Origin of the sequence: Paenibacillus sp. FSL H8-0537, assembly GCF_038051995.1 — a bacterium.
In the GTDB taxonomy this organism is placed as follows: domain Bacteria; phylum Bacillota; class Bacilli; order Paenibacillales; family Paenibacillaceae; genus Pristimantibacillus.
Window position 1 is genome coordinate 6,895,995 of the sequence record NZ_CP150290.1, and the last position, 25,267, is coordinate 6,921,261.

At 43.2% G+C, this 25,267-nt stretch carries 19 protein-coding genes; 3 read left to right on the forward strand and 16 right to left on the reverse strand.

Features of this window, described 5'->3' with window-relative positions:
* Window positions 1-227: 227 nt before the first annotated feature.
* The 5 genes from MHB80_RS29150 to MHB80_RS29170 all read right to left on the reverse strand — a co-directional run bounded on the left by MHB80_RS29150 (window position 228) and on the right by MHB80_RS29170 (window position 4,814).
* Complete coding sequence (locus MHB80_RS29150) at window positions 228-902, reverse strand: hypothetical protein (RefSeq protein ID WP_341280199.1); 675 nt, start codon at window positions 900-902, stop codon at window positions 228-230.
* A 97-nt stretch (window positions 903-999) separates the two neighbouring features.
* Window positions 1,000-2,277, reverse strand: a complete 1,278-nt coding sequence (locus tag MHB80_RS29155; RefSeq protein ID WP_341280200.1) for a HAMP domain-containing sensor histidine kinase — start codon at window positions 2,275-2,277, stop codon at window positions 1,000-1,002.
* Between the two features lie 119 nt (window positions 2,278-2,396).
* Entirely contained in the window at window positions 2,397-3,278 is an 882-nt protein-coding gene (locus tag MHB80_RS29160; protein WP_341280201.1) for a response regulator transcription factor, read from the reverse strand.
* A 27-nt stretch (window positions 3,279-3,305) separates the two neighbouring features.
* On the reverse strand, window positions 3,306-4,196 hold the full coding sequence (locus MHB80_RS29165) for an NAD(P)-dependent oxidoreductase (RefSeq protein WP_341280202.1): 891 nt from the start codon (window positions 4,194-4,196) through the stop codon (window positions 3,306-3,308).
* A gap of 12 nt (window positions 4,197-4,208) precedes the next feature.
* Window positions 4,209-4,814 (reverse strand): DUF4304 domain-containing protein, encoded by a 606-nt coding sequence (locus MHB80_RS29170; protein WP_341280203.1) that lies wholly within the window; start codon window positions 4,812-4,814, stop codon window positions 4,209-4,211.
* 274 nt (window positions 4,815-5,088) lie between these two features.
* On the opposite strand from MHB80_RS29170, the gene MHB80_RS29175 reads away from it, so the two are divergent.
* Together MHB80_RS29175 and MHB80_RS29180 are read left to right on the forward strand one after the other, a co-directional pair.
* Window positions 5,089-5,886, forward strand: a complete 798-nt coding sequence (locus tag MHB80_RS29175; protein ID WP_341283114.1) for an undecaprenyl-diphosphate phosphatase — start codon at window positions 5,089-5,091, stop codon at window positions 5,884-5,886.
* Between the two features lie 425 nt (window positions 5,887-6,311).
* The gene (locus MHB80_RS29180; RefSeq protein WP_341280204.1) at window positions 6,312-7,205 is read left to right on the forward strand and encodes an alpha/beta hydrolase-fold protein; all 894 of its coding nucleotides are present in this window, start codon (window positions 6,312-6,314) and stop codon (window positions 7,203-7,205) included.
* A gap of 125 nt (window positions 7,206-7,330) precedes the next feature.
* On the opposite strand, the gene MHB80_RS29185 is transcribed toward MHB80_RS29180, so the two are convergent.
* From MHB80_RS29185 to MHB80_RS29195, 3 genes are all read right to left on the reverse strand, one after another.
* Window positions 7,331-7,873: a GNAT family N-acetyltransferase gene (locus tag MHB80_RS29185; protein WP_341280205.1), complete on the reverse strand. Its 543-nt coding sequence runs from the start codon at window positions 7,871-7,873 to the stop codon at window positions 7,331-7,333.
* 217 nt (window positions 7,874-8,090) lie between these two features.
* Window positions 8,091-8,870, reverse strand: a complete 780-nt coding sequence (locus tag MHB80_RS29190) for a class B sortase (protein ID WP_341280206.1) — start codon at window positions 8,868-8,870, stop codon at window positions 8,091-8,093.
* 19 nt (window positions 8,871-8,889) lie between these two features.
* Window positions 8,890-14,877 (reverse strand): SpaA isopeptide-forming pilin-related protein, encoded by a 5,988-nt coding sequence (locus MHB80_RS29195; RefSeq protein WP_341280207.1) that lies wholly within the window; start codon window positions 14,875-14,877, stop codon window positions 8,890-8,892.
* A gap of 358 nt (window positions 14,878-15,235) precedes the next feature.
* Between MHB80_RS29195 and MHB80_RS29200 the strand changes: the two genes are divergently transcribed.
* Complete coding sequence (locus tag MHB80_RS29200; RefSeq protein WP_341280208.1) at window positions 15,236-16,237, forward strand: DUF3137 domain-containing protein; 1,002 nt, start codon at window positions 15,236-15,238, stop codon at window positions 16,235-16,237.
* A gap of 5 nt (window positions 16,238-16,242) precedes the next feature.
* Here MHB80_RS29200 and MHB80_RS29205 read toward each other — a convergent pair whose 3' ends face one another.
* The 8 genes from MHB80_RS29205 to MHB80_RS29240 all read right to left on the reverse strand — a co-directional run bounded on the left by MHB80_RS29205 (window position 16,243) and on the right by MHB80_RS29240 (window position 25,092).
* Window positions 16,243-17,142, reverse strand: a complete 900-nt coding sequence (locus MHB80_RS29205) for an NAD(P)-dependent oxidoreductase (protein WP_341280209.1) — start codon at window positions 17,140-17,142, stop codon at window positions 16,243-16,245.
* 20 nt (window positions 17,143-17,162) lie between these two features.
* The gene (locus MHB80_RS29210) at window positions 17,163-18,278 is read right to left on the reverse strand and encodes a hypothetical protein (protein ID WP_341280210.1); all 1,116 of its coding nucleotides are present in this window, start codon (window positions 18,276-18,278) and stop codon (window positions 17,163-17,165) included.
* A 180-nt stretch (window positions 18,279-18,458) separates the two neighbouring features.
* Window positions 18,459-18,725 (reverse strand): CD3324 family protein, encoded by a 267-nt coding sequence (locus MHB80_RS29215; protein WP_341280211.1) that lies wholly within the window; start codon window positions 18,723-18,725, stop codon window positions 18,459-18,461.
* Between the two features lie 347 nt (window positions 18,726-19,072).
* A complete protein-coding gene (locus MHB80_RS29220; protein WP_341280212.1) occupies window positions 19,073-19,396 on the reverse strand; it encodes a type II toxin-antitoxin system PemK/MazF family toxin in 324 nt (107 codons plus the stop codon).
* On the reverse strand, window positions 19,397-19,672 hold the full coding sequence (locus MHB80_RS29225; protein ID WP_341280213.1) for an AbrB/MazE/SpoVT family DNA-binding domain-containing protein: 276 nt from the start codon (window positions 19,670-19,672) through the stop codon (window positions 19,397-19,399). It abuts the gene before it with no gap.
* Window positions 19,673-20,092: 420 nt separating this feature from the next.
* Window positions 20,093-20,497 carry a hypothetical protein gene (locus MHB80_RS29230; protein ID WP_341280214.1) on the reverse strand — a complete coding sequence of 135 codons (405 nt, stop codon included), beginning with the start codon at window positions 20,495-20,497 and terminating at the stop codon, window positions 20,093-20,095.
* An 873-nt stretch (window positions 20,498-21,370) separates the two neighbouring features.
* Window positions 21,371-22,714 (reverse strand): reverse transcriptase/maturase family protein, encoded by a 1,344-nt coding sequence (locus tag MHB80_RS29235; RefSeq protein ID WP_341280215.1) that lies wholly within the window; start codon window positions 22,712-22,714, stop codon window positions 21,371-21,373.
* Between the two features lie 1,094 nt (window positions 22,715-23,808).
* Window positions 23,809-25,092 carry a hypothetical protein gene (locus tag MHB80_RS29240; RefSeq protein ID WP_341280216.1) on the reverse strand — a complete coding sequence of 428 codons (1,284 nt, stop codon included), beginning with the start codon at window positions 25,090-25,092 and terminating at the stop codon, window positions 23,809-23,811.
* Window positions 25,093-25,267 lie beyond the last annotated feature (175 nt).

Consider the following 25,267-nt stretch of genomic DNA (forward strand, 5'->3'; position numbering starts at 1 on the left):
CTTACACACTTCACTAATGTAACAATTAAAGTTACAGGTTATGTTGTAATTATTATAGTTACAAACAATCCCCTTTGTCAAGTATCTTTTCAAGGTGAGGTTAATTGCTCTGCAGCCAAAATCAGACATGCAACAACCTTTGCCAAAAAACAAAAAACGAGCCCCTGAAATCTCTTCTAGGGCTCGTTTAGCGTTTAGGGAATCATTTTACGTTCTGATTGCAGAGTTTAGTTCAGAAGCGAGTACATTAGAATATTTTCAACCTTGGCATCTTTTATGTAAAATGTCATAACTTCCGCATAATTCGCCGTTTCATACTGAAAAACAGCCTCTTCACCAGGTGTTCCGTTTCCAAACAGATGACCTTCGGGATAGGCTTCCCTTAGCTTCTTGACACTATCGCCGACTTTGATATTTCTAACCGTGGAATATTTGGAGTCGGTCATTTTAATATGGAATATAAAGAACTTTTTGCCCTCAGTCGCATCAATGGTTTTTATCTCAAGCCCTGAAAATTTATATCGCTTCTCGGTAGAACCAAGCAGTCTGTCCATATTTAGATCATCGTATTTGGAATAGGTGTGGGATTTTTTCTCGACCGCATTTCCCAGCATGCTTTTAAGCTTTTCATCATCAACAATGTCAGAAATAGCGACGGTGTGGTCGTTATAGACAAAGGCAAGCTCCTTTAGAACTACATTCCCGTCCTTTTGAATGATGCCCTCCTTGATTACCTCGAAACCAGAGCTATTGCCAGCTGAATTCCCGGGTGTTGGACTGGTCGAAGTAGCAGTGGAGGCAGCCGCCTGCGAATTATTCTGATTGGTCTGGCAGCCTGCCAAAAGTGTCGTACGCATTACGACCAGCAACATCAAGGCTGTTGATTTTCTTAATGCTTTCATTTTTACCCCTCCATGAATTAGGTTATTTCATCTTATGGGGTTATTATAGGAAAACCGTTTATTAATGTAATAACAAACATGTATCATTCTTGTAACTTCACAGCAACGGAAGAACGATAGAAACGGTGGTTCCTACATTCATTTTGCTCTCAATGCTCAAATGCCCGTTGAACTTCTCAGCTATTTCTTTGCACATGGATAGGCCAAGTCCCGATCCTTTGGCAGCATTTGAATTTCTGGCTCTGTAGAACCTTTCTTGGACCCGTGCAATCTCATCCTCATCAATTCCTATACCCTGATCGCTTATTTTTATGACCGCTTCATTCTGCCGGATAAACGTTTCCATTCTTATCTGCGTGTTAGGATTGGAATACTTTATGGCGTTGTCTAGAATATTCGCAATGGCGTGTGACATCAAAATTTGATTTACATATACGATAGCCGATTTGCCCAGCTTAATGTCCAACTCTATATCCTTATTTTCGGCTTTTGCTCTCATATCTGCTGCCATTTGGTCAACTAATTTAGTTAAATCGGTCTTTTCCGTGCCAATCTCCTCCGGGCCTGCCTTGTCAAACCGGGATAGCATCAATAACTCATTGATGAGCAGAGTAAGCCGATCTGATTCATTTACAAGATGAGAATAGATTTTTTGCAAATCCTTATCCTCATTTTCACCCTCATATAAATATTGGGAGAACCCTCGGATAGCAGCGAGCGGTGTTTTCAATTCATGAGATACGTTGGAGACAAACTGCTTCTGATACTGTATATAGTCGCTCAGTTGAATACCCATCCGGTTTAATCCTGCTGCAAGCATCCCAAGCTCGTCTTTTCTGTTCAATTGCACCTGCTGAAACTGTTGCTTGGAGAAGCTCTCGGTGGCACCAAGCAGATATTTAATCGGTTTTGTTGTATTACGGGCAATGAATAAACTGGAAAGAGTGGTCAGAACAAGAAATCCACCTGCGCCAGCAAAGAGGATATAACGAATTTTGTCCATGATATCATAAAAGTAAGAGATGTCCTCCACGAACTCGAACACAAAAACATTCTGATAATACATATCCTGAATGGGTATAGAGAAATACAGCAAATGATTGTCAGTGACCGTGTAAGAATAATTCCCCTTTAGGGCATTTTGGATATTCACCGGAAAAATCAGAGGTTCCCCGTCATTAATGATGATTCCATCCACCGCTAGTCCCAACAGCTTCTGATTACTGTCATAGATCCGCACTTCCTTGCCTGAAGCCTTTAACCTTTCCAGAGCGCTTCTTGGCAAATCCGAGACCTGCCCCTCCACAGATGCTTTTTCATGCTTTGCCAGTATCTCTCTAAATGACAACTCGTTCAAATCCGCTTTTTCCATCATTTGCTTTTCTATGGTCGCGAAGCTGAAGTAATCAATCGCTTTATTGACTGAAATAATAATAACGGCAAAGGACAATACCGAAAAAAATAAATAATTCAACAAAAGCCGGGTTGCATATTTCAGGTGGAGCCACCTCCAAGCTGATAACCAAATCCGTAAATGGTTTTCACGTATTTTGGACTTTCAGCATCATCCTCCAGCTTCTTCCTTAACCGCATGATCGTCATATCAACGCTGCGGCTGTCCCCCAAAAAATCATATCCCCATACGATCTCCAGCAGTTCATCCCTTGTGAAGATTTTCCTTGGTCTTCTCAGCAGCGTTTCCAAAATTTTAAATTCTTTTGCTGTCAGCGAAATTGGGATTCCGTTTTTCAGCACCATCCTGGTTTCCAGATCAAACGCCAGCTCTTGATGAGTAATCCGAGTTTCTTCGTCACTTTTTGTCGGATCGATGTTCTCATATCTTCTAAGCACAACTTTGATTCTCGCAATGAGCTCCCGGTTATCAAATGGTTTGGTCATGTAATCTTCTGCCCCAAGCTCAAGACCTAAAACTTTATCTATGATTTCATTTTTTGCCGATAGCATAATGACTGGAATCGCTTGCTTCTTAATCATTTCCTTGCATAGATCATAGCCGGAGTAGTCCGGCAGCATTAAATCCAGTACGACCAAATCCGGCTGAAAGGTATCTAACATTTTAAGTCCCATACTGCCATTCTCTGCGGTCTGCACCCGAAAGTTTTCTCTTTTGAGCACAAGCTCAATTAAGTCTCTAAGTGCCGCTTCATCATCAATTACAAGAATTTTTTTCACTTGATCCCTCTCTCCCTCCAAGTATGGATATTCATTTGCCTCCTGCCATGCAAATCCTTTTCCACTTCTTTTACATACACCCCTATCAGAAAAATGGCCACCTAATGGGTGGCCAAAAGCTAATGATAAGCTATTACAACCTTTTGCTAACCGGAATCCATACCTCACAGATTGAATTTTCATGCTTATCATCAACCCAGTAGTATTTCTCTAAACACGGTATTGGGCCTGTTCCTCCAATTGAGCAACGGTCTCCTCAAAATTATTTATTGGACGGTAGCCCAAGTCGTTTCTGATTTTGTTGCAGTTATACGTCATTCTTATTGGGTTCCCATCGGGTATGATTAGCGTTTTGTTCATTGCACGCGCAATACGTACAGTAAACTCATTTTCTGTATAGTTTCCGTCCACAGCGTTGTAGATCTGGTTTACTGCCGCAGAATGCGTCGCTGCTAATACACACATCTCAGCTAGATTATCCGCATGCACCCATGGTGTCAAATCCTCAGGATGAATCCAATCCACCTTTTCTGCCGCAGCAAGCTTTGCGATCAGCCTGTCGCCCCAGTGAGAGTTATTTTCGGCACAGATAATGCCTGGGCGCAAAATAACACATTTTAGTCCATTATCCCTTGCATCTTGTAAAATCCGTTCCGATTCACATTTCGTTGAAGTGTACACCTCAGAGTGACCGTATGCTAGATCGCTTGCTTCATCCAGCTCAACCTCTCCTTCAAAATGACCATAAACAGATACCGTGGAAATATGTACGAAGCGTTTAGCACCAGCTGTTATAGCCCCATCAACCAGACTTTGGACCCCTTGAATATTAGATTGCTCAGCAGTGGTTCTATCGCCACCGAGATACGCTGCAGCGTGAATGACGATGTCTACATCTTTGAGCGCTTCCTTCATCGCTTCCCTATCCGTTAAGTCTCCGATTATAGGTGTTATGCCAAGTTTATTACAAAAGGGAACTTGCTCTTTATTACGTATAAGTCCTTTTACCCTTGCACCCTCTCTGAGACACTTTGTGGCAATTTTGTCCCCTGCAGTTCCAGATATACCTGTAACAAAAACAACCTTATCGCGAAGCCTCATTAAAATCCCCCTTTATTTAACTTCTACTCCGTATTTATTGAAGATGGCCTCGTACTTATTTTCAAATATGGTCCATCGATTCTCTGCTCCATACTTCTCCTGCAAAGCCTTTAAATATTTTTTTGCCGCTGCTTCATCGTTGGATTGCAACAGCAAATGAAAGCTCTCCTCGCCCAGATGCAAAAATGGACCTGATATGTAATAGTCCACAACAGACCTCGCACTGGTCATCGTATCATAGAAATGAATAACTTCTTCCAATCCGCTTAACAGCGTTTTTTTCAACTCATCCCTATCCGTATCTGGAGAAATGGAAAAGCGAGCCGGAACAGCCCGGGCAATCCCCTCGATTCTTGCTCTAAAGTGACACTCCGCCTCCTTAGGCTCCGTCAAAGTCTCTTTCGATTGAATTTGCGCCAACTCCGCCGCATAAATGCCGCAGTTCACATAAAACATAACATTGTCCGCCGAATTGCCCGAGGATTTTTGGAAATTGAACATGTAGATGAGACCTTCTGTTGCTTTACTGAAATTTAAACTCTTCTTTGTAAAGCCATGCTGAGCAAGGAACGGCTTTACATCCTGCTTAATCAGATCGTTAAAAAGCTGCTGCAACACAATCCCTCCTAGGTAAAATGACGTCTGTTACTTTTATTATATTGATTGTTTTTCCAGAGTCTACCTCCTTTTCACCTGAATTATCGATTTGTCAAAATATGTTCCCGCATGGAAGAAGCCGGCTTTCTTGTTCTTTTTGATTATGCAGCTCTTCTCTCTTACAAATTTGTAAGGAAGAAGCTTGATTTTGTAATCTAAATTCATAGATTCCTGGATTGCTTGTTAACTATAATCGAGTAAGGATTGAAATGGGGAGGTTATTGGATTGAACGAGATAAGCGAATACGTTAAGGCCGTCATCATGGGGATGATTGAAGGGCTAACCGAATTTCTGCCTGTATCGTCTACAGGCCATATGATACTGGCGGGGCGCTTGCTGGACTTTGAAGGGGCTGTTGCCGATACTTTTAAGATCGTTATTCAGCTTGGGGCGGTTCTCGCCGTGCTAGTTCTTTATTGGAAAAGGTTTCTCGGATTTTTAAAGGTGACCCCCGCAGCGTTGAAGCGACCGGGCATTAATATAATCCATGTCATTATCGCAATGATCCCCTTCGTCATTACCGGTTTCACAATCCACGGCTTTATAAAGGAGCGATTATTCGGTCCTGCGCCCGTGCTTATCGGACTTGTCGCCGGAGGTGTTCTCATGGTTCTCGCAGACAGGTATAGAGGAAAAGTCAATGCGGAGACAATGGATGACATTTCATATAAACAGGCTTTCGGAATCGGCTTATTTCAATGCTTGGCCGTATGGCCCGGGTTCTCGAGATCCGGATCAACGATTTCCGGAGGGATGCTGCTTGGGACAAGCCAAAAGGCGGCAGCTGAATTCACGTTTATCGTCTCCGTTCCGATTATGTTCGGAGCTACTGCCTACGATCTCTATAAGAGCAGAGACTTCTTGACCTCCGCCGATATTCCGTTATTTCTCATCGGTCTGGTTGCGGCGTTTACCGTCGCCATGATTGCGATTATAACTTTCCTGAACCTGGTCAAAAAGTTGAGATTGTCATGGTTTGCCTATTATCGGTTCGCCCTAGCAATCGCCTTTTTTATTATTTTATATCTATAAGACTGATTAGAAGTCTCATGTTACCTAATCCATATCGCCCGAGCTGAGGCGCGACTAATAATCTCCCTTCATACAACCGAAGGGAGATTTGTGAGCCCACACGAGGTTTCGAGTATATCTAATAGATATGTATTGTATTGTGCCGTGAGCAGATTGCGAAATTTGTGATTTACATAATATTCTAAATATGGTACCATCACCTTGAATGCGTTTACATTTATGACCACGCATGGATTTGATTCTCGGGTTTGGATATTACTGCGGGTCGGGAGAGGGGGGCGGCCATTCCAAATTAAAGGGGTTTGCAATCAGATAGTAAAAGGAGAGTAGCTTCTAAAGAGAGTAATAGAACAGAGTGAATTAGGGTCCACTCGAACTAGCAAGGCCAAGAGCATTCACAAATTTATTCAAGGAGGATAATTGAAATGAAGAAAACCTTATCTCGCATTTTTAGTCTAGCTTTGGTCACGGCGTTAATGGTGCCGACGATGTCTTATGCTGCGTCCCAGACACAAAACCAGAGCAGCCCTGCTGTCACGGCTGCCAGCGGACCTATAATCCCGGCTCCGCAGGGATATACCAATTATCGCGCAAATATTCCGCACGGAAACGTTCAGCAGATTTCCTATTATTCCTCAACAGTAGGCAAGTCGAGGAATGCGATGGTGTATACGCCTCCGGGCTATTCAACTTCAAAAAAATATAATGTCCTCTACTTGCTGCACGGTATTGGCGGGGATCAGAATGAATGGCTCAATAATATGAATCCGAGGAATATTCTCGACAACCTATACTCCGAGAACAAACTGGAGCCAATGATTGTAGTATTCCCGAACGGTCGCGCAATGTGGGATGATCGCCCAGTAGGCGATATTTTTGCTCCGGACAAGGTAGCCGCCTTCGAAAGATTTGAGTTTGATCTGATCAATGATCTCATTCCTTACATCGACTCCCATTATCCGGTGTATACCAATCGGCAGAATCGCGCGTTAGCCGGCTTATCGATGGGAGGCGGACAAACCCTGAACTTCGGACTAACCCATCTGAACAAATTTGCTTGGATTGGCGCGTTCTCATCCGCTCCTAATACGAAGTCGGCATCGCAGCTTATCTCCAATCCGCTTCAGGTTGCCAGTCAACTGAAGCTGCTTTGGCTGTCATGCGGCGCATCGGACGGTCTGCTGTGGGTCAGCCAAAACTTCCATAATAGCTTGAACACCATGAATATCCCGCACATGTGGTATCTAGATGTGGGCGGACATGAAGGGAAAGTTTGGAGCAGCGGGCTGTATCAATTTTCGCAACGCATCTTTAAGTAAATAAAACGATAGCGATTGCGCGCTTCTTACGTAGCATAAGCTCACAGGACTGTCCTGTGAGCCCATAAAGTGAAAGCTGGACGAAAACCGTGACGTTTTCCGTCCAGCTTTTTTGCGTATCAATTCTAGTTCAAGCCATTTTTGACCCACTCTTTTTTTAGCAAAGCGTATTGAAAAGTATTTTCGTATTTCGGCGTTCCATCAGCGTAATTTGTAAATGAAATGAATTCCATAAAACAGCCTTCTTTACGCATACCTAGTTTTTCACATAGCTTTTGTGATCTGAAATTATCATCCTCGACATACGCATATAACCTTCTTGCTTCTTCTTGTATAAAAAGATACTTTAATAAGGCCTCCGCGCTTTCAGTTGCATATCCCACTCCTTCGAATTTAGCGTTAAAATTCCACCCGATACTATACGTGTCAGGCTCTTGCTTCAGGCAAAACAGTTCTCCAATAATATGGTCACTTTCTTTGAGACACACCGCAATATGAGAGTCTTCACTGCCTTTTTTTTGAACCTCTAAAGCCGCTTCTTCCAGAGTTGAAATACTATCCTGAAGAAAGCAATTTACTCTGGGATTAGCCGAGTATTCTAGAAGTCCTGGAGCGTCTGCCGCAGCAAAATTTCTTAATATCAGTCGATTAGTTTCAATAGCTTGCACTGGAATTCCTCCCTGAGATTATGCAGTTTCCAAAAAAACTTGCTGATATTTATGATACAGTTCTACGCGCTATCTGTAACGGTAATTTTTTCACAATTTTTCTTATGATATATTTGATGGACAAGGATATAACGCCACAGAGTTTCGGAGGCAAAAAAATCGCGTCCTCCAAGTGGAGAACGCGATATGAAGCAAATTGATTCGTGTTTCAGCATCGTCATGAACGCTTTCGGGCGACCACCGCTAACCGGCCGTTTTCGGTCGAGTACTCGCATGTGGACAGCACAATAAGCTTGTCGCCATACCGGGCTGTTACGCCAGTGTCATAAAGAGCGAGTTCTTTGATATTTTGAACATACGAATCGAACTCGGCGGGCGTACTTGCATTCTCAATCTGGTAGTATTTAAATACGTCGTCCGATTTGCGATAAACTTTTGAAAGCAGAACGGCAACAATTTCATACTCTTCCTTTTCGTAAAGCGTGCTGAACTGGAATGTATCATGCTCTTTATAAAAGCTTTCGTTCTTGTACTTCATTAAATCTTTAAACATCCAGCCGCTTTTCATGTGATGTCCATGAATTAGCAAAATGTCCGAACCGTCGGTCCGACTATGCGCGTCCAAAAAAGGGAGGCCGCCTTTATTTTCCTTTTTATCGAAATCATGATTGAGATAGTACTCCGCATCCTGTAGATTCTGCATGACTGGGTACTCAATTCGGGTGCCGTCAATCTTCAGCCAGCCCACGATGTCCGGGTTCCTCTCGTAAAGCTCTCGAAATTCGGGAAGCATGACCGGCTCATTCGCCTTATTGGACAAAAGGGAGGGGAATGCATCCCCTCCGACTTTGTCAGACCCTTCCTCCCAAACTTTTGTCAGCTCTTTGATTTTCTGCTGCTCAGCATAATCCCGCAGGAGAGTTCTCGAAATACTAACGAGGGAAAATACCAACACAAGGAAGGAAACGGCGATAAGAAATTTCTTAGTTTTGCTCATTTTCTTACCGCCTTTCCGGTCACTGGATGTACTTTTTCTTCTTGTTACCGAGTAGACAGAACCCAATCGTCATCAAGGACATCAGCGCCAAAGCCATATAGAAGATTGGCGGTACGCTGTTGTCTCCGGTTTCCGGAGCATCGTCCAGCTCGTTGTTACCGTTGTCGGTTCCGCCGTTGCCGTTGTCGGTTCCACCGTTGCCGTTGTCGGTTCCACCGTTGCCGTTGTCGGTTCCGCCGTTGCCGTTGTCGGTTCCGCCGTTGCCGTTGTCGGTTCCACCGTTTCCGTTGTCGGTTCCGCCGTTACCGTTGTCGGTTCCGCCGTTACCGTTGTCAGTTCCGCCGTTACCGTTGTCAGTTCCGCCGTTACCGTTGTCGGTTCCGCCGTTACCGTTGTCAGTTCCGCCGTTACCGTTGTCGGTTCCGCCGTTGCCGTTGTCGGTTCCGCCGTTGCCGTTGTCGGTTCCGCCGTTGCCGTTGTCGGTTCCGCCGTTGCCGTTGCCGGTTCCGCCGTTGCCGTTGCCAGGGTTGCCACCGGAACTGATCGGCTTCATTGGCACATCGTATTTTACAATGTCAAAATCGACAGAAATCGTATCACTCCTGTGCGTCTCGTATCCGTCCTTCGTTACGATCAGATAGTAATCCGCTTCAGGAAACACCATATACGCATAGAAGCCATTTGCGTCGCTATCCTGCTCCGGGCTCTCGTTATCGTGCGGTGGAAAATTTGGAACTGCAGGAAGCGTTACTTTTGTATCCGGAACGCGGCCTTTATCTCTATTGCGCTGCGTATCCGCATAATACAATGTAACTTTGGCTCCGTCAATTTTCTTGCCAGTAATGGCATCTCCTGTCGTTTCATCATAAACCGTACCGTAAGGATCGACCAATTCCTCGGAAATATTCAGCTCTCCGTTAGCCTTTACGTCCAGCTGCGTCACCTTGAAGAGCAGTTCCTCGCCGGTCACAGCTGTATAGCGAATTTCCATTGTGTACTTCTGCTCGCTTAGCCCTTCAACGGAGAAAGTTCCGTTCGAAGCCATCGGAAATGCCTTGGGACGACCGTTCTCTGTAATATAATGGCCATCCTGGTCCTTCAAATAGATATGCATCTGGCTGGTAAACGAATTGTTGAATAGCTCTGTTGCTCCATCCAGTTGCTTGAACAGAACGATCCCTACCGCCGTAATGTCCGCCGGAACGGTCTCGCCTGTCACGCTGCCGTCCACATTTGCTTTTTGCGTGAATTCTACAGGGACATCCTTCCCGCCTACCTGATACCTCTTCGTATATGTGATCGTATAGTCGGTATCCGCTGTGACTGGGACTGAATATTCACCCTTCTCATTCGTCTCCACCTGAAGCTCCTTGCCTGTCTTCAGATCGGTCACCGTAATGGGTGCATTCGGAATGACTTCTCCTGTGTTGTTGTCACGCAGCACGCCTTCCAGATACGGGCGTGTATTGACAAAGTGTGCTTCAGCCACTTTTTTCTCCGGAATGGTGCCTGTGCGAACGAGACTTTCAGGATCCGTCACATAGCCTTCATTCGTATAATCATCTTGGGTCACCTTATACTGGAGATACGTCGGAAGTCCTTGCACAACGAGCGTCTGGCCATGTGTAAGCTCGAAGGTCTCTCCGCTCCTGATCGTGCCCTTGCTGCCGTCCGACTTCTCATAGGAGTAGGATTCGCTTGCTCCCTCGCCTGTGAAGGTAACCGTGTACTTAAACGGCAGCTGTTTGTCTTCGTCTTTGCCTTTAACCGTGTTGCTGATTAGCAGGCCGCCCTTCAAAACTCGCAAGTTCGTAAATGGGGCCTCTTCATCTTTGCCCTCCATGACTCCGGTATAATACCGTTCCTCAGGAATGGTCACGTATTCGTCGGCTGTGTATTCCTTCTGGGTAATTGTATATTTCAGATCCTTAGGCAGATCCAAAATATCCAGTGTCTCTCCATCCTTGAGCTTGAAGGTATCGCGGGACTTGATCGTACCTGTTCCGCCGCCCGACTTCAAGTAAGAGTAGCTTCCATCCTTGCCTGCATCCTCAAAGAGGACCGTGTACTCGAACTCCTTCGTCTTGTTGCCGCCATTGCCCATGACCGTATTGCTGACGGTCAGCTTGTTAACGTTTCGCTCATTGATGAAGTCCGCCTTGTGGTCGCCTTTATTCACGATTGTTTCAGACAGCTCTCTCGTCTCCGGCGTGGTGATATAACCATCAACGGTCGTATAATCGGCCTCCGTTACGGTATAGACCAGATCCGCAGGTAATGCCGGGAGTGTCACAGATTCTCCGTGCTTAAGGGTAATCTTGTCTCCGCTCTTAATCGTGCCCGTCGTATTATCCGACTTCTGATAGACGTACTCTCCATCCTTGCCTTCACCAGTGAAGGTCACAGTGTATTCAAAATCCTTGGAAGAGTCGCTGCCGTTTCCTTCCACCTTATTGCTGATGGTCAGCTTTCCTTGAGCCGGCGTAGGCACCACCAGCGGAATATCAGAGGTTACTTTCACGCCGTCTACCCAGATAGGCTTTCCAGGCGTATTCCCTACGTATACCTGATAAATTCTTGTAGTTGGCAACCATGTCGTTGTGTCAATATAAGTTTCCTTCAGCTCATAATACCCTGGATCTGGGAATAGCAGATTAAGTTTCCCTCCGCTATCGGTTGTTCCTTTAGCGACTTGAGTTCCGTCGCCTTTCTTATAGAGCGTGAACTCTACATCTTTTAGCGGATTGTTGCCCGGATCTACCTTTTTCAGAGGCAGCAGAGCATTGGAGTTTGAACTGCCGGCTACGTCTGAATTATCCAGCGTGCTTTCACTTTTGGCACTGACAGATTTCAGCTTATCATCGCCCATCAGCTTTACCTCGTTGCCCATTTTGTCGCCAGCTCTCGCTTTAGAAGGGTCAACCTCGGTTTGGTACACAAACTGGTAAAACTTATTAGGGTTGTCCATTTTAAATAGTAGAACCGTAGTGCCGTCCTCACCGGGCCCAGCTTCCACCCGAACTTCAGAATTCGGGTCGCTGAGATTCAGTGCAGCACCGTCTCGTTCCAGAGCGCCGCCAGCAGTCAGTTTAGCAGGATAGACCGCCATACTAGGCACTGTCAGCACAAGCTTCCCGTCTCCTTCATAGCGTAGATTCATACCTGCACCTAGGGTATCCTGTAAATAAACGCCCTGCTCCATGTTGAATGGCGGGGTATAGTTTACCGTCCACTCCAGCACCCCTGGAACTGGTTTAGTTACCGACTTGCCCAGAGTCTGAATAGGTACAATAACTTTGCGCTGTTCAGTGAGAACCTTCTCTTCTCCGCCCCATGTCATATGAAGGTCGGCTTTGTTATACAGCACCTGCTTGTCTGTGCCGTTGGTGGTGTACTCCTCTAAATATTTCTCCAGAGCTGCATTGGAAGGTCTTGCCTTTACCAGAATGACATAAGGGCTTTCCAACTTGGAGAAGGTGAATGTGCCTTCTCTGCCACTATGGGAGAAACTCGCCACATGAGCAGGGTCGTTTGGCTCAATAATGGACACGGCGTTGTTTCGAAACCCATAGCCAGTGCCGCTGACATTATCTGAGTAGCCCTTATAAAGCTCATAGTCCTTTCCATCTCCATAAGGAACGAATTCCCAACCTTCCGGCAAGGTGTCCACCAGCTTCACATTGGTGATGACCCGACTTCCGCCGTCTTTCGCCATTTCGACTGTGTTGTAGCCCGGCATATTGACGGCTAGGCGGAAGGTGACCGTCTTAGTTATCCGGTCATAACCAGCAAAGGTATATGCGTCGCTGCTTGAGGAGCTGTCATAACCGATATAGCGTTGAACGTTGTTCGGCGTATACCAGGTGTCAGCCGTCCCATCCCCCTTAATCGGATAGGATGCCGCAAGCATATCCTTGTTCAGCATACGCAGGTGAAGGTTGGCGCTGTTTTGCGCTTGTTTTACGGTTTCGCCGTCAATGAGCAAAGCCCGATTCCAGATTGTTTTCCCTTCGTTAATATCCTGTCTGAAGAGGATGTCTGTGTTGGTCTCAAGTGCACGGAAGCTGAAGGATGAAGCTTCGTCGGTGTATCCGGTCACCTTGATCAAATCCGCCACCACTTTACCGTCCACGGTTAAAGGAATATTTTTTATGGTCAGGCTGGTTGCATTAGTCTTTAGAGTTCCCGCCTGATATTGCTTCCAAAGCTGCGCAGAATTGACGTTGCCCTTGATTTTCGCAATCGTTTCCGCACTAACCTCGCCCGTTTCATCCACAGCGTTGTCCAAGACGTTAAGATCTCCGCCATGCACCAACACATCGTATACCGCTGCATTTGGCAAGGCATACTGTGGCGTTAAATTAACGGTCCATGTAACGCTGCCCAGGTTATAATCCTCCATCGTAATAGCGCCTGTTTTTGTAAAAGTGTGCGCCCCGACGGTGACAATCGCCTCATCAGTCACTGCGTTAGGTCTTGTACCAGTCATGACATCGTTGTTTTGAATGCCATTTGGTGTATCCAAATTCCAGTTGGCACGAGGATCGATTCTAAAGCTGGAACCGCTTTTCACCTTGCTCTTAATTACTAATTCTACTTTACCGTTAATATCCCCAAAGGAATAAAGTCCGTTCGAATCTGGTGCAATTTGTGTTGCTTCAGATACAGTACCATCTACCGTTGTCTGCCATGTCGCCGATTCAAATTCCAGCCCAGCAGGTAATACATTTGTTATAGAAAAGTCCTTTAACCCTTTTTTATTATATTGGTTAACGGTTACTTTCCAGGTAATCGTTTCATTTGGATGGTCATAGGAGGCGGATGCTTGGATCCAGTCGGGTGCTACCCACGTTTCCCGCACTGCAGTGGCTTTTACACTAGCCCCCGCATCCCTCAGCTCAACCTTTGGATCAAAACGCTGTCCGCCAGATCGACCGGGATCGAGTGCCACGCCCCGATACTCTTTATAATACACATCCTTGTTAAACCACGCTTGATACTCAACTTTTGGATCTACCCCGGTATCTGCCGGGAAAATGTAGCTCAGCTCGCCATCTGCACCAATGGTTGGCTCTACCGTAGTGCCGTTTACCTTGAAGGATCCCGGTACATAGACCATACGGTAATCGGAAGGCTTTGTATAGAACGTCATCCCATCTAGTGGCAGCTTGATTGTTGTATCTAGCACATCAAAAGAGGATGGAGTAGACTGGATGGTCAGAAAACCATCCTGATAGGCTGGTACGGTCACATACCACCAAGTCCAGCTCCCATTTTTAGGCCAGTTGTTTCCTGCCAAGTTGATGCTGTACGCCGGCGTAACATCCGGGTTCTTTAGCTCATACGCTCCCCCGAAAATCGAGATAGGCTTGGTATCGCCGTAATTCATGCCCGTTACATCCGAATTGGCAGTGGTTTCAAAGCCGAAGGTAACTGCTCTTCCGATACCATTGAAAAACCAATCGTCGCCATTAAATACAATCTTGATGCTATTCGGGGTGAAATAAGCGGTACCAAGCTGTTTCGCTCCGAATTCAGTTGTGGCCATCAAGGATTTGGTAGCCGTTGGCAGCACCACTTCCTTGAAGTAGGGATCCCTTTTTAGCTCAATCGAGTCTCCCTTCTGAATGTACTTGGTCGTGTCATTTTCATCCGGGGTATTTGCATAATCCCCCTTCACCGGCACCTTGAGGCCCTCTGATTTGAGGGTAAATGCCTGTCGGCCCTGAATTGTACCGCCTGGAGCAATTTCAGTTCCCTGCGTCACCTTCAGCGGAAAGGTAGCATTTTCATCCATAAACACCACCGTTTTGTCCGTCACGGCTGCCGTCATCATTATGGATTTGTTCGGCACATTGTATACCGCCTCAGTTACTGATTGCGGTTCGTCTGCGCTCGACGTGCTTTCCGCATATGCAGGGACAGAGAATGCCACCGTCTGCAGGACGAGCATAATTGCCAGGCAGAAAGAGAGTATTGCTTTACCTATGCTGCGTTTTCGTTTCAAGACACACTTCTCCTCCATTCCCAAAACTACTAATATACTTTCACCCAAATTTCGACACTTTCTTTCTTAGTTTAAAAACTTAGCCTCTACAAAATCTCTACAATGTGAAAAATTTCCTCCCTCTTGCAAAAATCAGTAAAAAACAACCGCTTACAGGATTCAAAACGATAAATATTGATTGTAATCATGACTTCCTAACCTTGCATTAATTTTGAGATATCTCCCTAAAGTGGTACCTTTCTATTTGGATATCTGATTTAATAGAATAAAGATATTCCCTTATGTGAGTTTTTTCCTTTATATGCGTAGTTTAAGGTGAGGGGATTTCTTACAGAAACCTAAAGAAGGACGGTTGATTATGCTCCCAACTTATGAGGAAGTTTCAAAGCAAATAGCGGAAACAAATGCTTGGCATCAGCTAGAGGAGAAACGCAATTTCTACATCAAGCTCCGCAATCTAGTATGGATAGCCGGAATTGCCATCTCCCTATTTGGCCTCTGGTTGTTTTGGGTGTTTTTTCTCGCAAATCTAGACGCCCCAGAGGATGATCCAGAGGGCGCAATCTACGCCGCGTTCGCTTTCTTTATGATTGTGTTGCTAGGTGTCTATGTCATATGGCGGGGCAACCAAAAGATGCACAAAAAATTTAGCTATCATTACAAGAAGCTAGTTGTTCCTGAGCTCGTCACAAACCTCATTGCACAGGCATCGTATTCGACGAATATTGCAAATGCCCGATACACTTGCCAGTACAAAATTAACGAGGGTATTCCGTTGGAGCAATTGCAAGCTTTTCCCCTGTTTAACGTTATCAAAAGCTCAGACAAATGGAAGGGCGAGGATTTGTTTGTCGGCACGCTGGGTGTGACGGACTTTCAATTTGCCAATATTAAGGTTTGGGAAGTGACAGAGGATCTGGAAAGCAAAAGTAAGAGCATTAAATTCTCAGGGCTCGTGTTTCTAGCTCATTTCAACAAGCATTTTGAAGGCACGACCGTTATTCAATCAAGAAAAGGAAGATACACGGCTCTAAAGGTGTCCATTGGCTCCAAGATGAAGACTGCGGACGACACATTTGACCGTCTATTTCAGGTATTAACCACCGATGAAAAAACAACTCGCTATTTGCTGTCTGACCATATGTTAAAACGACTGCTCGCTTTGTGTACTAAATTTCCCGGCAAAAGAATCTCAATCTGCCTGCATAATGGCATGCTGGCCTTGGCCATCCATAATGTCGATTTGTTCGAAACGAACGGATTGAGACCTCTGACTAACGGCGCGGTTCACAATACCTATGAGGAGATTAAATCAGTGTTCGAAATTATCGATTTGTTAAACCTGAATACCCGTATTTAGAGCCATTAGATCGGATATTGCAATGAGCGAGCTTGCTCCTCTAAATGAGCAACTGTCTCTTCAAAATTTTTTATTGATCGGTAGCCCAACTCGTTTCTTATTTTATTACAGCTATAGGCCATTCTTATTGGGCTGCCATCGGGTATGATGAGCGTTTTATTTAGAGCATGCACAATACGTACACTAAACTCACCTTCTGTATAGTTTCCGTCCACCGCATTATAGGTCAGATTGACTGCCGCAGCATGCGTTGCTGCTAATACGCACATCTCAGCTAAGTTATCCGCATGCACCCAGGGTGTTAAATCGTCAGGATGTATCCAATCTATATTATCTGCCGCAGCAAGCTTGGCAATCAGCCTGTCGCCCCAGTGGGAGTTATTTTCAGCACATATAATGCCTGGACGCAAAATGACGCAGCCTAACCCATCAGCCATTGCAGCTTGTACAATCCGTTCCGATTCGCATTTTGTTGAAGTGTACACCTCAGAATGACCGTATGCTAATTCACTGGCTTCATCCAGCTCCACCTCGCCTTCCAGATGACCATAAACGGATACAGTGGAAAGATGTACGAGGCGTTTAACTCCTGCCCATATTGCCTCATCAACCAGACTTTCGACCCCGTGAATATTAGATTTCTCAGCCATGGTCCTATCACTACCGAGATACGCTGCAGCGTGAATGATGACATCTACATCTGTAAGAGCTTCCTTTATGACGCTTCTATCCGTTAGGTCTCCGATTATAGGGACAATGCCAAGATTATCACAAAGGAGAACTTGCTCTTTGCTTCGTATAAGCCCTTTCACTTTTGCGCCCTCACTGAGGCATTTTGTGACAATCTTGTCTCCTATGGTTCCCGAAACACCAGTAACAAAAACAACTTTATTGCGAAGTCTCATTTCAATTCTCCTTTATCGCCTTAGACTTTATTTGTATAAAATGACTCGAATTCAGCCACAGTGTCGAACTGATTTACAGGAACACCTTCTGCTTTGAGGTGATTTTCTAACTTCTCAGTAAGCTGCAGAACGGCTAATCGCAACGGCTCAAAATCTGTTGGATTTAGCAACGCGACAAGATCCGGATACCCATATTGGACATAGAACTCGCGATGCTCGCCTAAGTCAACATTGCTGGGCCAACATCCTTTTTCCGCCGCATACAAATTTCGGGCTAACCCGTCCTGCACACCGATAGCAACAAAAAAGGCTGTTTCGTAATGACCCTTTTCGCATGCGGTTAAAAGTTTATTCAGCATCCCTTTTTCCTCTTCATAATACCCCTTCATTTGCATAGTATAAGAGCGAAGCTTTTCTTGACTGTTTTGTCGCTCCGATATAAGGCTAAGGGTAGCCGTAATTAGTTTTTCACAAGCTAATATCACTTCGTCCGGGGTACGACTGAACATGATAGTATCAAGATATTGATCCAGTTGATCCGGCTTAATGGAGAGGCTTCTGACTTGCTCGCGATAGTAGCCCCACATGCGCCTATAGTAAATTTGGTTCAAGAAGCCAAGAGACTTAAATATTTTAACCATAATCATCTGAGCCTGAGTTCGACAATACGACAACTCCTTGGAGTTGCCAGCAAGCTGCATTTTAGCCATGTAGAAAAAGCAATCCTTTACTACTGATTCGGCTTTGATCGTCAATTCAGTTGCTTTGGACTCACTGCCCATGTTGGATATGGTCTCACGAAGATCCATAAACCTCGCAAGATCACCTTCTGATCGAACATATAACAGCTCACAGTCTGCTATAATCGTCGTATTCCACTCCTCGAATGCTGCCATTCTCTCTGCACGATCCCACCCAATTGGCCAGAAATCAAAGCTAATGCCGTCGATTATAAACTGACACCCTGCTTGTCTCCCTCTCGCTGTGGCCGGAATAAAGAAGAAATCTAAATCCGATCGCTTGGTCGCTCGACCCTGCAGGTATGATCCGTAGTAGCCGACAATTGCAACATCCTCAGGGTAATAGGTCTTTATATGTTTAACAATAATGTCCGCCACAGCAAAAACATCAATCATTGAATAATCTCCTTATTGTAGATCAAATAATAATTACTTTGTTTTTATCCCTATAGTAACCATGCCAGAAGCTTAAATATATATAATAAATACTTAGAAACCATTTATTGCTTAAGGGCTGCTGAATAAAGAAAATGAAAAAAGCCACACAGGAATTCCTTCCGATGTGACTTTGCGAGATTATTTTTTTGAATACACGATTTTCTTAATGCTATCGCAAGAAAGGCAAAATTGTTCGGATAGTTGATCAATTTTTGCACCAGCTGAAAAGTTTTTGCGTATTTCGTCATTTCTTTGGTTTAAGTATGTTCGGCCCCCGGAGCATTCGCCCCATTTTTTACGCGACTGCTCAGGAGTAGGTATGTATATCATTCCGCCTTGGACATACTTCTGCACTTCCTTTAGTAAGCTTTCAGGAAGGATAATATCGGCATTTACATATTTCATAATAGCTCTGCCCCTTAAAATAATTTTTAAGTTTTAAGGAAGCAAAGTCTATCCTACAAATAGCTTCATCATGCCATGATGTCAGGCGGTAAATGATTCATTCGCTCTATACAACAACCGCCGTTGTATGTAGTCTAGACTTCGCATAGAGCAGATTGCTAAAAAACCAGTCATCTGCAACCCTCCTTCATAAAAGATAGATTAAAGTTCTATTATAACGGTAAACCGCTTTCAAAAATATGCAGAAAATAATTAGAAGTATTTATTACACTGAAATCGGTGTAAACGGCGAATTTATTTAAACACATGATTACGCAATAAGCCAATACCAACAAAATATAACCGATTTATAGGAATGTGCGTATTTTATCCAGACATTCATTGACTACTTCATCGGGCGCTCTGCCAACGACATCTATACGCCGAGCTCGCCAATCCAGATTTTTAATTTGATCCGTTAAAATGACCCCGTCAAAAACTAATCCATCTGGCAACAATACTTCAAATCCCCATCCTCTGACTGTATGTGTGATAGGACAAACCGAAACAAAACCTGTTGTCTGATTGAATGCTGCTGGTGACAACACAATGGCAGATCTTCTTCCTGACTGTTCGTGACCGGCTTGAGGATTAAAATTGATCCAGACTAGATCTCCCCGATCTGCACTCATTTAAAATAATTCCTTCCCTTCTCTGCCAAAATCGATTTCTTCGTGGCGATTTTCCGGTTTGCATTGCTCTAGCAATTGTTCCAAGGTTGGCTTTTGCTTTTTACGTACTATGGTCAGTGTATGATTATCACCTACGATCAAATCAACTTCGGTTCCTTGGCAAATCTCAATTTTTTCAGCAATATGACTTGGAATTCGAATACCTAGACTGTTTCCCCATTTCTGCACAGTAGTCGACATGAAAAACCCTCCTTGTTTTGAAGCTTTTTGATTCATTCTATCACACCTCCACCCCTTCGTATACACTTAGTATATACAACAAGAACGAGAATGATACTTAACAGTGAAGGCCAATCGTGTGCGACACAACCATTTCCACATACATAGGGTGTGTTCATAGACCTCAATCTGCCAATTCAGCAGCGCTGCTTCCGCCTTCAATTCGATTTTATGCTTTACCACTATCGATGGTATGGTTCAGCGTATCATCTCTAAAACAAAAATTTTCAGGGCACCTCAGTAATGGGTGCCCAAAATTCATGAAAAGGAGGTCAAATTGGCATTTTTTGGCATGACAAATCTGCAAACTGCCACCGCATTTTGTGCGGATGTTTGGAAAGAGTAACATAGAAAATTCACTGCGCTAAGGATATGGGGATTACCCTTATGGGAGCCATAAAATAAATTTGATCTGTATTATGTGATATCCTTATTTCCAGTTAATAACTCTACATTAAAATATGCCACTTCAATTTGCTTTTTAAGAGCCTTGTAAAAATATTCCCCGAATTTCCCACTATTATGTACAGTAGCTTTTGAATTAGAAAAATCATAATTCATTGATTGAATACTTGCTCTTATCTCATTACCTTTAAATTGAATTTTAACTTTGTGGTTCACTCTAATATCTTGATCTATATGTTTTCTATCTATTTTGATATTAATAGTCTCTGATTCATGATTTGCTTTGAAAATGATTTCTTCCTTTCCATTGAAGAAGGTCATTCTATAACCCTCATTATCGGATTCAAACCTGTTACACATTTCTGAATTGCGAATAAGCTTATTAATATATTCTTGAACAACAGTGTAATTACTCACATTTAAATCCTCCGATTATCTCAATTAATTATAAACCACAATTCGCTACAGTGTGATGATTAAGATGTTTGGTGAGGGGGTAACGCTTCTAAAAAACATATTTTCTCAAGGTTTGTTTCTAGTTTGTTAATAGAAAACAGAGCACCTTATATTCAGTGCTCTGTTTCCTAAGTCCTGTTAGTCTGGATCGTATGAATCTTCCCAATCATTTTCCTCAAGAATGTGATCCAGTGTATGAAACAAATCGCTGTCACCGCCACATATGCTGCAAACCATGCTGCGGTCTCCACAGTCAATAAATGAATCATCATCGCTTTTGACTATAACTATCACTGAATAACACGCATATAGACGTTCAAGGTGCCCTTTATGTACCCATCCAAGCTGCTACATGGCTCGCAAATTTGGGAAGACGTTGCAGTTCTGTTTTAAAGAAATGATGGAGCCCTCCAGAAACTGTATTTTCCATAGATCCGTAGAAACAAATCCAGTCCCGATTTCGAAAATGATTGATGATCTTCTCAACGTCACTTAACTTAAAATAAGTATTTGCTTAGATGGCACCATAGCTATCATTAGTTGGTTAACGACGATATTTGCTTCAAACTTTGCCGCGTTTGCTCCAAAGCTTAATGTCTCGATTTACTCCATCATTCATTTACCATGTTTCTCGGCTTGTTTTCTGATTGTTCCTATGAGCTTGTCGCTTCGCGTGTCTCTGCCATCGGGATTTCTAATTGTACCTGGGGGAAGACCATTCTTTTTCTCAAACGTGCCAACTGTACAATCACTCCGAACTTTTCTTGCCATTTTAAGCCCTCCAACTTGTAAATTTTATTGTTGCTGCCATTGATCTGGGTAGCAAGGATGTGCCTATTGCTTCCGAGCTACTTTCTTCAATTTTTTCCGAATTTTCTGCATATGCCTCTTACTCACTAATGCTACCGCTGGTTCATCGTAGAAGATACTCTCGGCCCTCTTAGCATAAGTAATGAAGTTTCCATCCTCATGGTTATTCCCAAGAAAAGCTCCTTTAATCGAATAAGTTGAATAAAGATTTTTACAGCTCAGTCTTTCTCCCTTTTTTGTGACACCTTTGTTCTTCGTCACAGTACGAATCTTACGATACAATTTATTATAGTATCTTGAAGTTGTTTTTGCTCGTATGGATACGGATTTACCATCGAATGTAAACCCGAGATAATTCATGAAACTTGGCCCATTCGGGACATTCTCTAGTACATCTTCGTTACAGCTTTTTATAGTCCCACCACTAAATTCAAATAACTGTGTTTTCTCTAATTCTAATTCAACCCTAGGTATCGACTCGATCAATAAACGAATCTGTTGATATTGCGTTTTGAAATTTTCTGAAGTTGATTTTGGTAAAACGATGATAAAATCATCGGAATATCTCATGTATAGTCCATCATTTTCTAAAACATAATTATTGATTGATTTATCGAAGTCCAACATATATATATTTGAAAAAACAGCACTTATTGCGGAACCTTGTGGTATCCCGCAGTTCTCTTTGTGCGGTTTGACCAGCAGCTTTTTTAATTTTTTAAACTGCTCCACAGAAATAGCTCGATCTAATTTATTGAATGCAATAATATCCTTCTTTTTAATCCCTAACATGTTGTGAGACAGCAGATGTTCACGGCTCCATGTCGAGTATTTTGTTATATTCTTATAGACAGCATAGTAATCGGCTGAGAGCCTTTTTTCATCAAGTAGGTCGCATAGCTTTCTTTTCAAGTATTCATGGTCTAAACTATCAAAAAACTTCGCAAAATCACCAATAATTATGTAACATTCGGGCTTACTTTTTATAAAGTCTATCGCTCTCTTAGCGAAACGAATGTTATTTCTATGTAGTTTGTCTCGGTAGGCAATGGAGGCTTCTTCTATTCCATCATCTTCAGCTCGTTTGTTATAGTGCTGGTTCAGTAGAAAACCATAATACTGATAAATATATCGATCAATATGAGCAGAGTAACAGATTTCGCGATCCTTCACTTTAGTCTTATTGTCGCTAGATTCATCATATTTACGAACTGATAAGGTATAGTTGATGAAAGGGTAAAAACCATGCGTTGCAATCTTCTCTGGATCACTAACATAGTCCCAGACCTGAGCTAAAGAAACTTTTGTATCGAAGTGGGCAAGGTTCCGTCTAGCCCTATGTCTTTCTTTCCATTCATCAAGGTTCAAAATTATACCCCCTAATAATGGCGTAATGCCTGTCAACATGGGGGGCAGCATCCCTAAGCTAACAGGCATAACCAGGTTACAACCGAGTGCAACCCACGTGAACTCATTTAGTTTTTATACATTATGAATCCAGCTGCCCAAGATTTGCTCAATACTCAATCATTGTAAGATTGAAGATAAGGGAGGCTTCGTCATCATGCTTGTAAGTTGGTTAGTTACAGTCATGTTAACTCAGCGGCTATCAACTGAGACACTATTCCGAATTGGAATATTTGCCCGCCTGTTGACAGCAATCCTATTCCCTCATGTCTACACATGAGGCATCTTTAGTATAATACAATTTCCAATTTCTTTCAACATGTTGCGACATTAGAGAATGAAAAACAATAGAGTTTGATATTTTCATAAAGTGAATCAAAAAGAGAGGCTGACGGCGTAGTCTCAACCAACACGAGCCTACAGTCCTCCTATAGGTGGGCGACGATATCCGTGCTCAGAAATAAGCAAACAGATCATCTTACAAGTCGGTAGCCAACGTTCTTCTCCTTCGATTTTACCCATCTATTGGATGCAAGCGAAATGAACCTATCCTATAATCTTTCTTCCCTCAAACTTTACTGATTGACAACACTATGCAAAAAAACTTGCGGCTACGTCATCGGAAGATTTGCATCCGTCTCCCTCCCATCTCCGAACCCCTAGACGCGATGGAGCAGGAGTTGTCCTTTATCAAAGGAGTCACCAAGGTTAAGGTGCTATTCCATTCGCTTTTCGGGAGAATTCAGACGTTTTTCGCTCAATTCGTCTAATAACTATTTCCTTCGTCTTCATTCAATTTTAATTCGTTTCAATTCCATCATCCCATGTCACTAGTAGTGTGCTTCATACACTCTCTTAGTGTCCAAGTTCTCTAGGGGCTAATAGCTTAGATCTTTTTCAAATCATTACCGCCACTTGTGATACGTTCTTCTACAATTCGTGTAGCAAAAGCTGATAGTAGCATTTACTCTCTATATTGTGGGCTTCTTATGTTTTTAGTGCCTTAGCAAAGTCGCTCAAACTTATTAACCCACTCCGTATCAAAGAATAATCTCTCAGTATACCTTCCAAGTGTGACTTACCCATTTTGAATTTACTTGAGTTCTACCAACAGGACGTCCTTCTGTATCCTCCATTATCATTACAAATTTACTAATCTTTTCGCTTTGTCTTCCATCCTCTTCAATCTGCAAAAGAACCTCCAGGGTTGTATTAGAAAGGGCTATATCAACAATTGAAACAAACTCAAATGATTTAAGTAATTTATCCTTAAAATGCTTTCTTATTTTTGATGGTGCTGCCTTTGTATCAATTATCTTGTGAGGTAGTATATTGGTCATTCCACCATAATTTTTTCCAATCCAGAACGATAAGAATTCATTCAAAGCATACTCTGGTGAGCCTAGAACAAATGACTCTGGATTCATTGGTATTATATTTCTAGGCTTCCACTCCGATATCTCTCTCTTGAATTGTTCAGTTGCATGAGCCTTTGTTAATATTTCAGTTATAGACTCCTTTGGCTTTTCCTCAGGAGCTTTCGTTTCTCCCCGCTCCACCTTTGCTGCCCACTCACCAACAGCAAAAAGAACTGCCCATGTTTTTGCTGCGACTATCTCATTGTCATAACCTAAATCTGTTCCGTGTAAAATTCCGTTTCTATAAGGAAGGTTAATTTTTTCTGTTGTTGTCTTACGGCGACCTTTTCGCAGAATTCTCACTAACTTCCCTAGTCCCTGACTATGAGCAGCTATAGAGTCCCACGCCTCTAGTTGTGTTGTTCCAGCAGAGAAGCCCTTATGATCTTCATGAAGCTCATTTACTAAACCATCTGTTAAAGCCAGTATAACTGGAATACATGCATGGTACCGTTTCTCTTCATAGTCATTCAATCCTTTTAAAGCTAAGTCCATTCTTGGTTTAAATGCTTTTATTGCATTTAAGCTTCTTAACTGTAACCCCACCGTTTTAACGTCATAATATCTAAGAATTATTTCCTGTGCTCCCTGAAAATCACCCGATTCTGCTTTTAATACAGCTTCTCTTGCAACCTCAAGGCTCATCATGCTGTACATTATCCAACCCTGATCAGCAAAAAAGTTATTGAATCTATCAGGTATACTTACCAGTTCTTTTGTTTGTTTTGCCATACTATCTGCTTTTTGAAAAGCGTCTTCCATTTTATTAACATCTACACCAGCTTCTTTAAGGATCGGTCCCAGAAGGGGCATAGCCTCTTTTAGATCCATTATCCCCTTAGCTGTATTAGATAAATTTTTCATACTATCGATATCACGAAGGCGCTTCTTGACTCGTTTCCTTGGCTTATTTTTGCCCATATGCTCAGTCCTCTTCTTAATTAATTGCGGCCCTCAGTTTATAACCGTTGCCGTCACTTATGATACGGTTCGCCGCCCGTCTGTAACGGCAAGTTTTAGGCCATAGCTTGCGGGATAGCCTTCTCTTTGAATTTAACAAACATTCTTCGCTAATTTGATTTTTTAAATAACAAGA

Excerpts from the sequence above, each read along its gene's own strand:
- MHB80_RS29240 (WP_341280216.1), bottom strand. The coding sequence starts at position 25,092 with ATGGGCAAAAATAAGCCAAGGAAACGAGTCAAGAAGCGCCTTCGTGAT.
- MHB80_RS29200 (WP_341280208.1), top strand. The coding sequence starts at position 15,236 with ATGCTCCCAACTTATGAGGAAGTTTCAAAGCAAATAGCGGAAACAAAT.
- MHB80_RS29180 (WP_341280204.1), top strand. The coding sequence starts at position 6,312 with ATGAAGAAAACCTTATCTCGCATTTTTAGTCTAGCTTTGGTCACGGCG.
- MHB80_RS29190 (WP_341280206.1), bottom strand. The coding sequence starts at position 8,870 with ATGAGCAAAACTAAGAAATTTCTTATCGCCGTTTCCTTCCTTGTGTTG.
- MHB80_RS29160 (WP_341280201.1), bottom strand. The coding sequence starts at position 3,278 with ATGAAAATTCAATCTGTGAGGTATGGATTCCGGTTAGCAAAAGGTTGT.
- MHB80_RS29215 (WP_341280211.1), bottom strand. The coding sequence starts at position 18,725 with ATGAAATATGTAAATGCCGATATTATCCTTCCTGAAAGCTTACTAAAG.
- MHB80_RS29205 (WP_341280209.1), bottom strand. The coding sequence starts at position 17,142 with ATGAGACTTCGCAATAAAGTTGTTTTTGTTACTGGTGTTTCGGGAACC.
- MHB80_RS29155 (WP_341280200.1), bottom strand. The coding sequence starts at position 2,277 with ATGATGGAAAAAGCGGATTTGAACGAGTTGTCATTTAGAGAGATACTG.
- MHB80_RS29220 (WP_341280212.1), bottom strand. The coding sequence starts at position 19,396 with ATGAGTGCAGATCGGGGAGATCTAGTCTGGATCAATTTTAATCCTCAA.
- MHB80_RS29225 (WP_341280213.1), bottom strand. The coding sequence starts at position 19,672 with ATGAATCAAAAAGCTTCAAAACAAGGAGGGTTTTTCATGTCGACTACT.
- MHB80_RS29210 (WP_341280210.1), bottom strand. The coding sequence starts at position 18,278 with ATGATTGATGTTTTTGCTGTGGCGGACATTATTGTTAAACATATAAAG.
- MHB80_RS29150 (WP_341280199.1), bottom strand. The coding sequence starts at position 902 with ATGAAAGCATTAAGAAAATCAACAGCCTTGATGTTGCTGGTCGTAATG.
- MHB80_RS29165 (WP_341280202.1), bottom strand. The coding sequence starts at position 4,196 with ATGAGGCTTCGCGATAAGGTTGTTTTTGTTACAGGTATATCTGGAACT.